The sequence below is a fragment of the Pseudomonas sp. PB120 genome (genome assembly GCF_009761815.1).
Classification (GTDB): Bacteria; Pseudomonadota; Gammaproteobacteria; order Pseudomonadales; family Pseudomonadaceae; genus Aquipseudomonas.
On sequence record NZ_RWIN01000144.1, the window covers coordinates 14,681 to 28,407 of the forward strand.

At 59.9% G+C, this 13,727-nt stretch carries 15 protein-coding genes; 5 read left to right on the top strand and 10 right to left on the bottom strand.

Features of this window, described 5'->3' with window-relative positions; translation table 11 throughout:
- The 7 genes from EJA72_RS26790 to EJA72_RS26820 form a co-directional block, all read right to left on the bottom strand.
- On the bottom strand, nt 1-651 hold the full coding sequence (locus EJA72_RS26790; protein WP_157714885.1) for a DUF1120 domain-containing protein: 651 nt from the start codon (nt 649-651) through the stop codon (nt 1-3).
- A gap of 83 nt (nt 652-734) precedes the next feature.
- On the bottom strand, nt 735-1,361 hold the full coding sequence (locus EJA72_RS26795) for a DUF1120 domain-containing protein (RefSeq protein WP_157714886.1): 627 nt from the start codon (nt 1,359-1,361) through the stop codon (nt 735-737).
- Between the two features lie 83 nt (nt 1,362-1,444).
- On the bottom strand, nt 1,445-2,587 hold the full coding sequence (locus EJA72_RS26800; RefSeq protein ID WP_157714887.1) for a DUF1120 domain-containing protein: 1,143 nt from the start codon (nt 2,585-2,587) through the stop codon (nt 1,445-1,447).
- A gap of 11 nt (nt 2,588-2,598) precedes the next feature.
- A complete protein-coding gene (locus EJA72_RS26805) occupies nt 2,599-5,067 on the bottom strand; it encodes a fimbria/pilus outer membrane usher protein (RefSeq protein WP_157714888.1) in 2,469 nt (822 codons plus the stop codon).
- 132 nt (nt 5,068-5,199) lie between these two features.
- Entirely contained in the window at nt 5,200-5,916 is a 717-nt protein-coding gene (locus EJA72_RS26810) for a fimbria/pilus chaperone family protein (protein WP_157714889.1), read from the bottom strand.
- A gap of 49 nt (nt 5,917-5,965) precedes the next feature.
- Nucleotides 5,966-6,586, bottom strand: a complete 621-nt coding sequence (locus EJA72_RS26815; protein WP_157714890.1) for a DUF1120 domain-containing protein — start codon at nt 6,584-6,586, stop codon at nt 5,966-5,968.
- 66 nt (nt 6,587-6,652) lie between these two features.
- Nucleotides 6,653-7,282, bottom strand: coding sequence for a DUF1120 domain-containing protein (locus EJA72_RS26820; protein ID WP_157714891.1), 630 nt, complete (start codon nt 7,280-7,282; stop codon nt 6,653-6,655).
- Nucleotides 7,283-7,629: 347 nt separating this feature from the next.
- On the opposite strand from EJA72_RS26820, the gene EJA72_RS26825 reads away from it, so the two are divergent.
- From EJA72_RS26825 to EJA72_RS26840, 4 genes are all read left to right on the top strand, one after another.
- Nucleotides 7,630-8,262 carry a response regulator gene (locus tag EJA72_RS26825; protein WP_157714892.1) on the top strand — a complete coding sequence of 211 codons (633 nt, stop codon included), beginning with the start codon at nt 7,630-7,632 and terminating at the stop codon, nt 8,260-8,262.
- Between the two features lie 115 nt (nt 8,263-8,377).
- A complete protein-coding gene (locus EJA72_RS26830) occupies nt 8,378-8,848 on the top strand; it encodes a nuclear transport factor 2 family protein (protein ID WP_157714893.1) in 471 nt (156 codons plus the stop codon).
- 40 nt (nt 8,849-8,888) lie between these two features.
- Nucleotides 8,889-9,209, top strand: a complete 321-nt coding sequence (locus EJA72_RS26835) for a GIY-YIG nuclease family protein (RefSeq protein ID WP_178129603.1) — start codon at nt 8,889-8,891, stop codon at nt 9,207-9,209.
- 88 nt (nt 9,210-9,297) lie between these two features.
- Nucleotides 9,298-10,233, top strand: a complete 936-nt coding sequence (locus tag EJA72_RS26840) for a glutathione S-transferase family protein (RefSeq protein ID WP_157714894.1) — start codon at nt 9,298-9,300, stop codon at nt 10,231-10,233.
- Between the two features lie 72 nt (nt 10,234-10,305).
- On the opposite strand, the gene EJA72_RS26845 is transcribed toward EJA72_RS26840, so the two are convergent.
- Together EJA72_RS26845 and yejK are read right to left on the bottom strand one after the other, a co-directional pair.
- Entirely contained in the window at nt 10,306-10,656 is a 351-nt protein-coding gene (locus EJA72_RS26845) for a glutaredoxin family protein (RefSeq protein WP_157714895.1), read from the bottom strand.
- The gene (yejK, locus tag EJA72_RS26850) at nt 10,656-11,660 is read right to left on the bottom strand and encodes a nucleoid-associated protein YejK (protein WP_157714896.1); all 1,005 of its coding nucleotides are present in this window, start codon (nt 11,658-11,660) and stop codon (nt 10,656-10,658) included. Before yejK ends, EJA72_RS26845 begins: the two co-directional genes overlap by 1 nt.
- A 394-nt stretch (nt 11,661-12,054) precedes the next feature.
- Here yejK and EJA72_RS26855 point away from each other — a divergent pair, with 394 nt between their 5' ends.
- On the top strand, nt 12,055-12,336 hold the full coding sequence (locus EJA72_RS26855) for an HU family DNA-binding protein (protein WP_007905514.1): 282 nt from the start codon (nt 12,055-12,057) through the stop codon (nt 12,334-12,336).
- A gap of 212 nt (nt 12,337-12,548) precedes the next feature.
- Here the strand turns inward: EJA72_RS26855 and rlmF are convergent, their stop codons facing one another.
- On the bottom strand, nt 12,549-13,577 hold the full coding sequence (gene rlmF, locus EJA72_RS26860) for a 23S rRNA (adenine(1618)-N(6))-methyltransferase RlmF (RefSeq protein ID WP_157714897.1): 1,029 nt from the start codon (nt 13,575-13,577) through the stop codon (nt 12,549-12,551).
- Between the last annotated feature and the right edge of the window lie 150 nt (nt 13,578-13,727).

Here is a 13,727-nt window from a genome sequence, read left to right on the forward strand (position 1 = left end):
CTACAAGTAAACAATCTCCAGTGACGCCGCGCCGTCGAGTAGCACCTCCGCGCTGAGGTCCAGCTCGGCGGTGGGCGAGATGACGGTTTCGACGGTCACCTGGCTCGTCAGGTTCTGAATGGCAATCGGGCCGGCGCTGCTGCCGGCCACGTCGGTAAACCCCAGGTAACTTCTCGCGCCAATTGGAATCGGGCGGCTGTTCGACGGGCTCCAGGCCACGCCGCCGGTGGTGGAGTCGGTTCTGAAGACTTGCGACAGATCGTCCACCACCGTGTTGGCTGGCTCGAAGTGCAGCGAATACAGGCCGATTTTGTTGCTGCTGCGGTCGAGGTTCAGGCCGTAATAAATCTCGCTGTTGACGATGGCCGAGCCGTCGCGGTTGTCACGCATGAGCAAGGCAAAACGTGTCGGGGCATTGCACTGGATGCCGAGGTCTAGCGTCTGGTCGCGCAGTCGCGTTCGCTTGTTGACGCTCAGGTTCTGCCGGGGGATTTTACCGAAATCGACGAGGCCGCTGTTGGACAGACTCAATGTGCAGGCTCGCGGGGTGATGATTCCTTTAACGCTCAGATCCGCCGACGAGGCGGCGAGTATCAGTGGCGAAGTCGCGACGAAAAACGCCATCGTCAGAGCATGGGCGATTATTTTCATGGGGCAAAGGTTCGCTTTGGAAGGTTGGCAGAATCAATCAACCCTTGCCCGAAGCATGACCCCGGGCAAGGCTGGCGAAGGCGTTACAGGTAGCCGACTTCCAGGGTGATCGAACCGTCGATAGCGACTTCGTCGGTCAGGTCCAGGCTGTCGGCGCGGGCAATCGCGGTGGACACTTCAAGGTCCATCGTCACGTCCTTGACCGCTATCGGGGTGGTGGTGTCGCTGATGGAGCCGACCGAGAGAAGGGAAAACTCAGGGTCCATCCATTTGTTAGGCACCCACGTTGCGCCGCCATCGTAAGAGGCCAGGGTCGATGCTGCCACGCCGTCTGCCAGCGGATTAGCCATTCTTATGTAAAACCCCCCGAGCTTCTGATTGCCATTGATGAAGCCCAGACCGAAGCGGGTGCTGTCGCTCGACGTGCCAGGCCGGTTATCGATGACGCGCAATTTGATCGGCTGCTCAGCATCGCAATTGATCGACAATTGCAGCGTTTCTCTTGGCAGGTTTGTATTGCGGTCCGGATTTAGATCTTTCGCCGAAGTCTTTCCGTGATCCACGACACCACCGTTGGACAGGGTCGGCGTGCAAGCACCCGGAGTGATGCTGCCGGTGACGGTCAAATCAGTGCTGGACGCTGCCAGCGCGTAAGGCGCAAGGCTGATCAGCGTGGTGGCGGAAAGTGCTGCACAGTATTTTTTAAGCATTTTTTTACTCACTTCTACGGTTGTCGTCCTCACTGACCGAGGTGCTCAAGCGCGCCCTGGATTCAGCGGGATCGGGTTGGATGTCACAGGTAAACAATCTCGATCGTCCCAGCCCCATCGAGGTCGATGGAGCTGCTCAAATCCAGGCTGTTGGCGGGGGCGATGACGGCATCGACGGTCACGGTGCTGCTGAGGTTCTGGATCAGCACCGGGCCGGCGTTGCTGCCGGGGCTGTCGGTAAAGCCCAGGTAACTGGTTTTGCCGAGGGGGACCGGGTTGGCATTGGCGGTGCTCCAGGCCACGCCGCGGGTGGTGGAGTCGGTTCGATAGAGGCGCGCGAAGCCGTCGGCACTCGAGGAGGCCGGGTCGACGCTCAGTGAATACAGGCCGATCTTGTTTTGGCGGCTGTCCGTTCCCAGGCCGTAGTAAATGTCGCTGTTGACCGTGGCCGAGCCTGAGCGGTTGTCTTGCATGATCAGGGCGAATGAAGTGGGCGCATCGCAAGCAACTCTCAGGGTCAGGGACCTCGCCGGCAGGCGTGTGCTTTTGTCGGCGTTGAGCTGGTTTTTGGACAAGATGCCGAAGTCGACCACACCGCCGTTGGACAGCATGGGCTCGCAGGCTGCCGGGGCGAAACGGGCACGCAAGGTCGCCTCTCGGGTGCGCCCGGCAGCGACGGCATCGAACGCCCCGGAGGTTTCCCAGGTGACCGCGTCACGCACCTGCATGCCTTGCTCTTGAACCCAGGCGCTGAGCTCAAGCTGTGCCGAGAAACGGCGCCCTTGTAATACCGCACCGGTTTGCATGGGAACAACGCCATGCCCCGGTCGCCAGATCAGGTTCGACGCCGTTTCCTTGGGTGGCTGGCCGGCACCGGCAATCAATCCGATATCGACCGATTGGCCATCGAGTACCGCGTCACGGATACGTAGCTGATAACTGCCGCGTTCGGCAAATTGAAAGCGTTCAACCGTCGCCGCCGTCGCGCGATAAAACAGGCTCATGTCGATGGGCTGTGAACAACTCAGGTTCAAGCTCAACTGACGTTGGCCCAGGTTGCGCTCCGGGGCGGAATCGGGACGAATCGCCCGGTTCATCAACCCGTAATCCAGCACGGGCTGGCTCAGGTTGAGCTGACAGTCATCAGTGGACGCTTCGGCCAGCGAGGGGCGCGCGCTCAGCACCATGGGCGCGAGGAGTAGCAGCCAATATCGGTTCAGGTTCATCGCATTCATGTTCAGAGCGCTCGGCACTTGGCAGGGACGGTTTCGTAATACGCGTTGGGGTCGGCGTCGGCTGGCAGCTCGAAACGCAATTGGCAGCGATCCAGCCCCGGTGCACTTATCCACAACGCTCGGGTATCGAGGACGTTGGGCAAAAACACCAGGCCGCCGTCCTGCACCAGGGTCACGAATTCGCCATCCTCGGTATTCACCGACGCACCACGGGGCAGGAGCGCACCGTTGGCGCTGGTGACTTTGAGCAAGGCGCGGCGGGTCAGGCTGATGCCGAACTCGACGTTGTCGACGGCACCGCGTCCGGCGGAAATCACCGCCAACCCGTTGTGAATGTCGGCGTTGCGCGGCAGGGTCTTGGTATCGACTTCCACGGGGCTGCGGCCATACGCCGCTACCTGCGGGACCACCGCTTGACCGCTCCAGTCAGTCCACACCGGCCCGCTGGGGGTCGTCACTTTGATCGCCGCCATGTCGCCCACCGAGAGCAGGGCAAAGGTGTCGCTCACCGGATAGGGCGACAGCGTCACACCACCGCCGTGCAGCACCGCGCCGCCCCGGGCGCTGGCCTGATAACTGGAACGCTCGGCGTCGGAACGGGTGTAGTTCAGGTCCAGTTGGCTGTAGCGCGGAAGCAGTGAAACACCGGCGGTGGACTGCACCTGCTTGTCCCGTGTGTCATGTTCGACGCCGACCCGGTACGCCAGTTGATCGCTGACCTGTTCACTCAGGCCTACGCCGCTGCGGTACTCGCCACCGGCGTTGCGCACCCAGGTACGTGCCCGGCGGTTTTCACCCAGGGGAATGCTGAGGTTCAGGTAAAGGCTGTCATCGCTGTTGTTTGCGCCGCTGACTTGCCATTCGGCCGTTGCCGAGACAGAAACCCCACCGATGTAAGTGCCCCAGGAGGCCAGGGCGCGGCTATTGCTTTTTCCGTCGAATGAACTGGATCGACTGAAGCCGCCGCTGAAGGTGCCCAGCCACGGGTGGGACCATGACAGGGCGGCGCTTTGCTGGTCGCGATAGCGGGATTTGCTGTCGTCTGCGGTGTTGTCGAACACCGCGTCTTCCAGTTCACGGTAGCCAAGGGTTCGGTAGGAGTTGCCGGCATTGAACGCCCACCGATCATTTAAACGGTGCGATACGCTCAGGTCTGCCTGAAGTCCTTGGCTGGCGTGTCGGCCACCGGCGTCGGTGCCAGTCAGCGTGGCTTGAACCTGGGTGAAGGGTGAGGGCAGCAGCCCCACACCGGCACCCACCGCGCGATAATCGTCGGCGCCGGTCAGGCCTGCACTGAGCAACACTTGCGGGTCAAGCGCGCCGCTCCAGCCGCCACTGATCACCCAGGGATCGCCCCCCTGTTCATCACCGATACTGCGCACCTGGCCGGCCGCCAGCGAATAGCCGGGTGCCGGCAAACCTATCCCGAGCATCGCGGCAGGGATGGTGAAGCTGCGCTCGCTGCCATCGGTTTCCTTGAGGGTGACTTCGACGTCGGAGCGAGTGTTGAGGCGTCGTACGTTGGTCAGGGCAAACGGCCCGGCGGGCACTACCGTGGAATGGATCAACGAACCGTTCTGCCGAACCTCGACCTGAGCCTGGCTGTTGGCGATACCTTCGATGACCGCGCTCCGTCCTTCGATCTGCAACGCTTGCTCATTGAGCACCTGCACGCCGGTGATCTGCGCGCCGGCCAGCACCGGGTTATACAAATTGATCTGACCCGCCTGCAGCACCGCCTCATGGCTGGCGAAAGTGCGTTGGGCGTAGGCCGCAATATGGGTCGTGCGGGAAACGTCGTCCTGCCAGGTCTGAACCTGACGGCTGCGCACGATCCAGTCGCCGGCATTGAACCCCAGTTCAGTGTTGGCCGAGGCATAGCGGCTCGACTGATCGCCAAAACGGTTGTGCAGGCCAGTGACGTCGTAATTGAGCAGACCGGCGACACCGCCGGTTTGATAGCCAGTGAAATCCCGGGCGGCGGGGCGTATTGCATCGGTAGGCACGACCAGCGCCAGGGCAAGGCTTGCCGGGTCCGGTTCGATCACGGTCTGCGGCGCGCTGCCGAGGAAGTCGTGACACGGGCCATCGTCGAGCATGCGGGCGGGCAGGTTCAGGTTGGCCGCATCGAGCAACGTGCGATCGAAGCACAACGCGCCTTCGCCATTGAACGCGACGTCGACCCGGCCATGGCGTTGACCGTTGACCGTGAGGGTGACCGGGTGCCGTCCGACGGCAAATCGCGGCGCTTGCATCAGCGACGTCGCCAGCGCCGGGTCGATACCGCGCTGCAGCAGCGTGTCTTTGTCGAACGACGCCGGTATCAAAACATCACCAAAGACGTCGTGCACCATCAGCGCGTTGGTGAGCAGCAACGCCACCGTGGTTCGCCGCCTCAACAGGTGAGGGCGAGCGCTGGCACGATTAACGGGCACGGCTTCGCCATCTCGGTAAATCGATACTGTGTTCATCGGGTTCACTTGGGTTATGTCGGCGTGCCGACCCATTCGCTGCAGGTCAGACAGGCTGGTGACGACGGCTGGAATGCCGTCGCCTTGAATCAGGCGCTTACTGTGGCGTTGTGGGCGCTCTCAGGGTGGGTTTCAGGATTTGATGGGCGCCTCGTAATGTGGCACCGCAAAGCCGTAGACCGTTGCCGGTTGAAAACGCACCTGCGTGGCGGCGCCTTCGGGCACCTTGATGCTGATGTGCTCACCGGGCAGCACGTAGGTTTTGGGCAGCATCGCGTTGCCCGCTGCCGGTAGCAGTTGCACCTCCTGGCCCAGGCGAACCACATAAGGTGTGTCGTTGCGCACGGTCAGTTGACCGTCCTGCAGCGACCATTGCAGATCGGTCCACGGCGTGCGATTGGGCGCCAGGCCTTTGGGATGAAGGATCACCGGCAAGTTCTGGCGCACCGTCACCCCGACCCGTGCCTGCCCGGCCTCGGCGGGGGCTTTGCCTTGGGGAATGCCTTCGAAGATCACCCGCTTCAAACGCTGGGTGAGCAGCGGCTTTTCGGTTTGCAGGATGAACCGCACCAATTGGGTCTTGCCCGCTTCGACGCGTGCCAGCGGTGGGGTCACGAACACCAGGGATTCGCTGTCTTCGGGGATGTCTTCGAGGGTGACGTGCATCAACGCCAGATTGGCATCGGTGTTGATCACCGACACGGATGCTTCGCCGTCGGCCTCGTTGACGATGACTACGGAAGTGTTCGGCACCATACCGTCGGCTTGTGCTTGTGCGCCCAGCAGCAGGACGAATGCGCCGAGTCCGGAATGGAGCAGATGACGGCTGACTTTGGAAAACATCGTCATGACGTGTCTCGTTGAATGTTCGAAAAATGGAGCCGGGAACACCGGGCTATCAATAGTTCAATTGCACCGTGACGTACCCGTCGATGGGGATTTCGTCGGTCAACGTCAGGTCATTTGCGCGAACGATGGTGGTAAACGCCGTGAGCCGGGCGCGCAGATCCTTGATGGCAATCGGTGTGCTCAGGTCGCTCAATGCCGCGAACGCGGTCAGGCCGGCGTGACCCAGGTAGGAAGACACTCGCCAGGAAGCACCGTCGTTGAGGGAGATGATGGATTTCACCACGACCCCGTCGGCCACCGTATCGAACAGGCCCAACGCAACGCTGCCCAGGTTCTGGTCATCGTTGACGACGCCCAGGCCGTGGCTGTTTGGGTGGATGGCGGACGAGCCTTCGCGGTTGTCGATCGTCGTCAGGGTGAATGGCGTGGCGGCGTCGCAGTTCACCTCCAGGTACAACGTGCCGTTTGGCAAGGCCGTGGGCTGATCAGGCCTGAGGTCTTTCACCGTCACTTTGCCGTGGTCGACGATGCCGCCGCCCGACAGACTGGGTGTGCAGGCGCTGGGGGTGATCAGGCCGCTGACGCTCAGTTCGGTGCTGCTGGCGGCGAAGACCACGGGCGCGCAGGCGATCAACAGGGGCGTCAATAGAGCGAAGGAGCATCTTTCCATGATGGGTCGTCCTTTGATTGATCGGGCAGCGCGGTGTACCGAGCGTTGCCCGTGAATGACTTAGGGTTACAGGTACTTGATTTGCAGGGTTGCGGAACCGTCGAGCTTCACTTCATCGGTCAGGGTCAGGCTGTTAGTGGCGGCGATGCCGGTCCGCACATACAGATCAATGCTCAGATCCTTTATCGCGATGGGCGCAATGTCCGCCCCCAGGGCGCCGACACTCCAGATGTTGTTGACCCCCCAGAATGCTGAAGACCCTTCCTTCAGCCAGGTCTTGCCGCCATCCGTGGAGAGAATGGCTTGGGCCTTGGTGGCATCCGCCATCACATTGCGCGGAATAACACGAAAGTTACCCAGCTTTTCATTGGTGTTGATCAGCCCCAGGCCAAAGTAGCTACCAAAAGTGCTTGTGCCCGCGCGGTTATCAATCGGGTTTATCGCGAACGGCGTCGCCGCATCGCAGTTCACTGTCATTTGCATGACTATTTCGGGCAAGTACGTGGGTTTGTCGGGGTTGAGGTCCTGTACGGAAATCTTGCCGTGATCAGCGATGCCGCCTCCGGCCAGCACAGGGGTGCAGGCATTCGGCGTGATAAGTCCCTTAACGGTCAGGTCCGTGCTGGAGGCGGCAAAAACGGACGATGCGCCGGTGAGCAGCAACGCAGCAGTCAGGAGGGATAAAGGTTTGTTCATCTGTTGAGTCATCCTTGATGAAGAGTGTTCAGCCCATGTTTGGACAGGGCGCAATCTATCGATCGATGTAGCCCGGAGGAATGCAACTAATACGAAAACGGACCGTTCGGTGTATGAAAGAGTGTCTCAGGCTACAAATCGCCGCCTCTTAAGCGTTGTCTGTAGTCCTTCTGTGTGGGCAAGGGAGTTATGAAATGTAGGGCGGTTCTTTTTGTTTTATAGGAGAAAGAACAGAGCCCCGGATGCATTGGGCGAAGCGTTTTTACGCACGAGATTGGTCATTGTGGTGTGAACAGGACGGCGCTACGTTTCGTGCATTCCAGTCGCCAAACAGGATAATTCCGACAATGCGCGTAATCATTGCTGACGACCATCCGGTCGTTCGTATCGGCTTGCGGATGCTCGTCGATTTGAACCGGACATGTGTGGTGGTGGGTGAGGCCGACGGCCCGGACACCCTCTTGAAGTTGCTTTCAACCACGCCTTGCGATCTCTTGATCACGGACTTCGCGATGCCGGGCAATTTGCAGGCCGATGGGCTGAAGATGCTGAGCGCGATTCGACGTCATTATCCTTCGACGTCAATCATTCTGGTGACCATGTTTGCCAATGTGACGACGCTGCGGGCCGCCCTCGCTCAGGGGACAATGGCGATCGTCGCCAAGGGCGCTTCGGCGACGGAATTGCCCATGGCAATCAAAGCGGTGGGTGGCGGGCGGAGCTTCATCAGCGAGTGCTTGCGCGCAACGCTGCTCCAGGCAGACGCCGATGCTCAATCAAGTTCCGCTTCACTGTCGGCCAAGGAGCATGAAGTCGTCAGAATGCTCGCCAGCGGCATGACCGTCAGTGAAATCGCCGGTCACTTCAAGCGCAGTGTCTCGACCATCAGCAAGCAGAAAAACATGGCCATGCAACGGCTGGGCATTTCCACGGACGTGGACCTGTTTGCGTATGCCCGTGACAGCGGGATGGTGCATTAGGCTTCGACGCAGCCGAGGGTATTCCCACGGCGAATGCCGGTAGTGTTCTGCGCCGTTGTTGACTATCGTGCACGCATTCTCGCGAAACCCGTTTTCCACCCCAGGGAGCTTGACCATGAGTGATGCCAATAACGCCTTGATCACCCGCTTCTATCAAGCCTTCCAGCGGCTGGATGCCGAGGCCATGAGCGCCTGCTATACCGACGACGTGGTGTTCAGCGATCCGGCGTTCGGTGAACTGCGTGGCCGTGATGCCGGCGACATGTGGCGCATGCTCACCACCCGGGCCAAGGATTTCTCCCTGACCTTCGATAACGTGCGCAGCGATGAACGCAGCGGTGGCGCACATTGGGTGGCGACGTACCTGTTCAGCCAGACCGGCAACACCGTGGTCAACGATATCCAGGCACGGTTCGTGTTTCGCGATGGCAAGATTTGCGAGCATCACGATAACTTTGATTTGTGGGCCTGGTCACGACAGGCGCTGGGCTTCAAAGGCCTGCTGCTGGGCTGGACGCCGGTGGTGAGAAACGCTGTTCGCGCTCAAGCCTTGAAGGGGCTGAAGGCATTCCAGGCCAGTCGCTGATAAGATTGCGGCTTGTTTCCTTTCAAGCCTTGATCGTCACGTGAACACGCCGAGCGAACCCGCCACCCTTAACGATGAACCGACGCTGCCCGTCAGCAAGCCCTGGTTTGTCTACCTCGTTCGCGCGGCCAACGGTTCGCTGTATTGCGGGATCAGCGATGATCCGGTGCGGCGCTTCGCCACCCACCAGAGTGGCAAAGGCGCGCGGTTCTTTCTGTCCAGCCCGGCGGTGGCGCTGGTCTACACCGAAGCCTGTCGCGACAAAAGTGAAGCGCTGCGCCAGGAACGGCTGATCAAAAAACTCAGGAAAAGCGCCAAGGAATGCCTGGTGGCGAGCGCCGCTGCGGTCTTATCAATCTGACTGATCAGTTCCCATCAGGCAGATCTGTAGGCTGCCATCCCATTGCGCGCTAAGCTGCGACCTCCTTACCCGTGCGGCGGAGCCGAGCATGTCCGAGTTGATTCTTCATCATTACCCGACGTCCCCATTCGCTGAAAAGGCCCGCCTGCTGCTGGGCTTCAAGGGCTTGTCCTGGCGCTCGGTGAAAATTTCGCCGGTGATGCCAAAACCCGACCTGACGGCGCTGACCGGTGGTTATCGCAAGACGCCGGTGTTGCAGATTGGCGCGGATATTTATTGCGACACGTCACTGATCGCTCGCCGTCTGGAACAGGAAAAAGCCTTGCCGGCGTTTTTCCCTGAAGGTCAGGAAATGATCGCCGCGACCTTCGCCGCCTGGGCGGACTCGGTGGTGTTTCAGCATGCCGTGAGCCTGGTGTTTCAGCCGGAATCAGTGGCCGTGCGCTTTGGTCAATTGCCGCCGGAAGCGATCAAGGCTTTCCTGGCGGACCGTGCCGGGTTGTTCAGTGGTGGCAGCTCTACAAGGTTGTCGGCGGAGCAGGCGCGGCATCAGTGGCCGACGATCATGGGGCGTCTTGAAGTGCAGCTTCAGCGCGAGCAGGGCGACTTCCTGTTCGGTGAGCCGTCGATTGCCGACTTTGCCCTGGCCCATTGCCTGTGGTTTCTCAAGGCCACGCCGGTGACTTCACCGTTGGTCGATGCCTATCCGGCGGTCAGCGCATGGTTCGGGCGTGTGATGGGTTTCGGTCATGGTGCGCCCAGCGAGATGACGTCCGAGGAAGCGCTGGAGGTGGCACGCAATGCCACGCCGGCCGCGTTGCCGGATGAACAGTTCGATGAGCCGAATGGTTTTGAGGTGGGGCAGCAGGTGGTGATCGCGGCCACTGATTATGGCGTCGATCCGGTAGCTGGAGAGTTGCTGTTCGCCGGGCGCGAGGAGCTGATTCTGCGTCGGGAAGACGAGCGTGGCGGCGTGGTGCATGTGCACTTTCCGCGGTTTGGTTTCCGCATCGAAAAACGCTGATTAACACCCATACACACCCTCTGTGGTAAGGGGATAAATCCCCTCACCACAGAGGGTGTGTGAAGCTGATGGTTATTTCAGGGCCGCAAGAATCGCATCCGGGTCATACCCGCGAAGCAATGTCCCGTTGACATCGATGATCGGAATTCCGCCGCCGCCCAGCGTCTCGTACGCTTTGCGGGCCTCGGCATCCTTCTCGATATCGAATTCCTTGTAGGGAATCCCCTTCTGATCAAGAAAGCGTCGGGTCAGCTTGCAGTAGCCGCACCACTCAGTGGCATAGAGCACGACGCTGGCTTTGGCCTGGGTCTGCTCCGACACCACCTGCGAAGGATGGAACACCCGCTCGATCTTGCCCCAGTTCTGATAAACCACGACCACCAGCAGGATCAGCAGGAATTTCTTCAGTACGCTGCCGAGCATCAGTTGCGTCGCTTGAGCTGGTCGGTCAACTGGGTTGGCAGGCCTTTGATGATCAGCGTGCCGGCTTCTTCGTCGTATTCGATCTTCGAGCCCAGCAGGTGTGCTTCGAAGCTGATGGACAAGCCTTCGGCGCGGCCGGTGAAGCGGCGAAACTGGTTCAAGGTGCGTTTGTCCGCCGGGATCTCCGGTGACAGGCCGTAATCCTTGTTGCGGATGTGATCGTAGAAGGCTTTTGGGCGCTCTTCGTCAATCAGCTCCGAGAGCTCTTCCAGGCCCATGGGCTCGCCCATTTTTGCCTGGCTGCTGGCGTAATCCACCAGGGTCTTGGTTTTCTCGCGGGCGGACTCTTCCGGCAGATCTTCGCTTTCGACGAAATCGCTGAAGGCCTTGAGCAAGGTCCGGGTTTCCCCAGGACCGTCGACGCCTTCCTGGCAGCCGATGAAGTCACGGAAATACTCGGAAACCTTTTTCCCGTTCTTGCCCTTGATGAACGAAATGTACTGCTTGGATTGCTTGTTGTTCTGCCATTCGGAGACGTTGATTCGCGCCGCCAGATGCAACTGACCCAGGTCCAGGTGTCGCGACGGGGTCACGTCCAGTTCGTCGGTCACGGCAACGCCTTCGCTGTGGTGCAAGAGGGCGATTGCCAGGTAGTCGGTCATGCCTTGCTGGTAATGCGCGAAAAGCACGTGGCCGCCCACGGAGAGGTTCGATTCTTCCATCAGCTTTTGCAGGTGTTCCACCGCTACTCGGCTGAATGCCGTGAAATCCTTGCCGCCCTCGAAATACTCTTTCAGCCAGCCGCTGAACGGGTGCGCCCCCGACTCGGCATGGAAGAAACCCCAGGCCTTGCCTTGTTTGGCGTTATAGCTTTCGTTGAGGTCGGCAAGCATGTTCTCGATGGCGCTCGACTCGGCCAGCTCGGAGTCGCGAGCGTGGAGAACTGCAGGCGTGCCGTCGGGTTTTTTGTCGATCAGGTGGACGATGCAATGACGGATCGGCATGGGCTTCTCGGCTGATTGAGGAGAGGAGTGCGTGCTCCCCCAAAAAGTGCCAAGTGTACCGCAACCACTGGTTTTGGCGCGGTGCGAAGGGCAATTCGCCGCCGACCACCGGTCCTTATGCAGATTTTTAGCGATTTAGAGCAATAAAGCTGACCAAATGGGTAGCTAGAGGCGGATATTTCCCCGTCTCTGTGCTAGTTTTGCCCCGTCTTACGCGAAGTCACTGCGTTAAGCGTGCATTCAGCATTTGTCAGGTCGAACCAAACCCTGATTTCGGTATCTATAACCCCGATCCCGTGGTTATTGGCCGAGGGTGCCAGATCCAGAAGATCGGGCTCGATGGCTGACACTGCACTCTGCAATCCATATGAATTTGATAGGGAAGGAACACTACATGGCTCTTACTAAAGACCAACTGATCGCCGACATCGCTGAAGCTATCGACGCGCCAAAAACCACCGCGCGTAACGCTCTGGACCAACTGGGCCAAATCGTTGCCGATCAGCTGGAAAACGGCGGCGAAATCACTCTGCCAGGCATCGGCAAGCTGAAAGTGACTGAGCGTCCTGCCCGTACCGGCCGTAACCCTTCGACTGGCGCTGCCATCGAAATCGCTGCCAAGAAAGTTATCAAGCTGGTTGTGGCCAAAGGCCTGACCGACGCTGTTAACAAGTAAGACGCAGTAAAAAAAGCCGTGCCCCGGAGCGATCCGGGCACGGTTTTTTTGTGCCTGTGATTTGACGATGGAGTCGCAGGCAACACAAAACCAATGTGGGAGTGAGACCGGCTTGCCGGCGATGGCGATGTGTCAGTCACTAATAAAGTCGACTGATATACCGCCATCGCCGGCAAGCCGGTCTCGCTCCCACATTTTTTGATCTGCGTTGGTCAGTTACCCTTGCGGGCCCAGCGTTCACGCCTCCAGACCTGCTGCTCGGATGGGGTCTGGAAAGTCCAGGCAACAAAACGGCTTTTCTTCTGGCCCTGGGACATTTCCACGACCTGGCTTTCCAGCACGCCGGCCTTTTTCAGTGCAGTTTCGATGGCCGGCAGGTTCGAAGCCTTGGACACCAGGGTGCTGAACCACAGCACTTTGTGCTGAAAGCTCGCGCTTTCGGCGATCAGTTGCGTCACGAAACGCGCTTCGCCGCCTTCACACCACAATTCAGCCGACTGCCCGCCGAAGTTCAACACCGGCAGTTTGCGTTTCGGGTCGGCGCGGCCCAAGGCGCGCCATTTACGCTCGCTACCTTTGGTCGCTTCGTCCATCGAGGCATGGAACGGTGGGTTGCACATGGTCAGGTCGAAACGTTCGCCGGGTTCGAGCAAGCCCAGCAGGATGTGCTTGGGATTGGTCTGCTGACGCAGCTGGATGGCTTTGTTCAGCCCGTTGGACTGGACGATGGCTTTGGCGGCGGCCACGGCTGTCGGGTCGATTTCCGAACCGAGGAAGTGCCAGCGATAGTCGCTGTAACCGATCAGCGGATAGACGCAGTTGGCGCCCATGCCGATGTCCAGCACCTTGACCGGTGCACCACGGGGGATTTCGCCGTCGTTGACGCTGGCCAGCAGGTCGGCCAGGAAGTGCACGTAATCGGCGCGGCCCGGCACTGGCGGGCAGAGGTAGTCCGCCGGAATGTCCCAATGTGCGATGCCATAGAACGATTTCAGCAGCGCCCGGTTGAACACCCGCACCGCGTCCGGGCTGGCGAAGTCTATGCTTTCCTTGCCGTACGGATTAATGATCACGAACTTCGCCAGTTCCGGCGTGGTTTTGATCAACGCCGGGAAGTCGTAACGACCCTGATGGCGGTTGCGCGGGTGCAGGCTGGCCTTTTCACGCGGTTCCACGGCGTTGGCCGGGGTGGCGGAATCAGGCTTCTTGCGCGCGGGGCGTGGTGTGCGGGGGGCGGTCATGGGCGTTGTCGATTCGGGTATGGCTAAAAGTGGCGGGTATTGTCCCACATCCAGGCCTTGTGAACCCAATTGCAAAAAACACAGCAAATCCCCTGTAGGAGCGAGCCTGCTCGCGATGGTGGGTCAGCCACATTGATGTCGACTGACACA

Excerpts from the sequence above, each read along its gene's own strand:
- EJA72_RS26845 (WP_157714895.1), bottom strand. The coding sequence starts at position 10,656 with ATGCTCGGCAGCGTACTGAAGAAATTCCTGCTGATCCTGCTGGTGGTC.
- EJA72_RS26830 (WP_157714893.1), top strand. The coding sequence starts at position 8,378 with ATGAGTGATGCCAATAACGCCTTGATCACCCGCTTCTATCAAGCCTTC.
- EJA72_RS26820 (WP_157714891.1), bottom strand. The coding sequence starts at position 7,282 with ATGAACAAACCTTTATCCCTCCTGACTGCTGCGTTGCTGCTCACCGGC.
- EJA72_RS26840 (WP_157714894.1), top strand. The coding sequence starts at position 9,298 with ATGTCCGAGTTGATTCTTCATCATTACCCGACGTCCCCATTCGCTGAA.
- EJA72_RS26810 (WP_157714889.1), bottom strand. The coding sequence starts at position 5,916 with ATGACGATGTTTTCCAAAGTCAGCCGTCATCTGCTCCATTCCGGACTC.
- EJA72_RS26795 (WP_157714886.1), bottom strand. The coding sequence starts at position 1,361 with ATGCTTAAAAAATACTGTGCAGCACTTTCCGCCACCACGCTGATCAGC.
- EJA72_RS26825 (WP_157714892.1), top strand. The coding sequence starts at position 7,630 with ATGCGCGTAATCATTGCTGACGACCATCCGGTCGTTCGTATCGGCTTG.
- EJA72_RS26805 (WP_157714888.1), bottom strand. The coding sequence starts at position 5,067 with ATGAACACAGTATCGATTTACCGAGATGGCGAAGCCGTGCCCGTTAAT.
- EJA72_RS26815 (WP_157714890.1), bottom strand. The coding sequence starts at position 6,586 with ATGGAAAGATGCTCCTTCGCTCTATTGACGCCCCTGTTGATCGCCTGC.
- yejK (WP_157714896.1), bottom strand. The coding sequence starts at position 11,660 with ATGCCGATCCGTCATTGCATCGTCCACCTGATCGACAAAAAACCCGAC.
- rlmF (WP_157714897.1), bottom strand. The coding sequence starts at position 13,577 with ATGACCGCCCCCCGCACACCACGCCCCGCGCGCAAGAAGCCTGATTCC.
- EJA72_RS26855 (WP_007905514.1), top strand. The coding sequence starts at position 12,055 with ATGGCTCTTACTAAAGACCAACTGATCGCCGACATCGCTGAAGCTATC.
- EJA72_RS26800 (WP_157714887.1), bottom strand. The coding sequence starts at position 2,587 with ATGAACCTGAACCGATATTGGCTGCTACTCCTCGCGCCCATGGTGCTG.
- EJA72_RS26790 (WP_157714885.1), bottom strand. The coding sequence starts at position 651 with ATGAAAATAATCGCCCATGCTCTGACGATGGCGTTTTTCGTCGCGACT.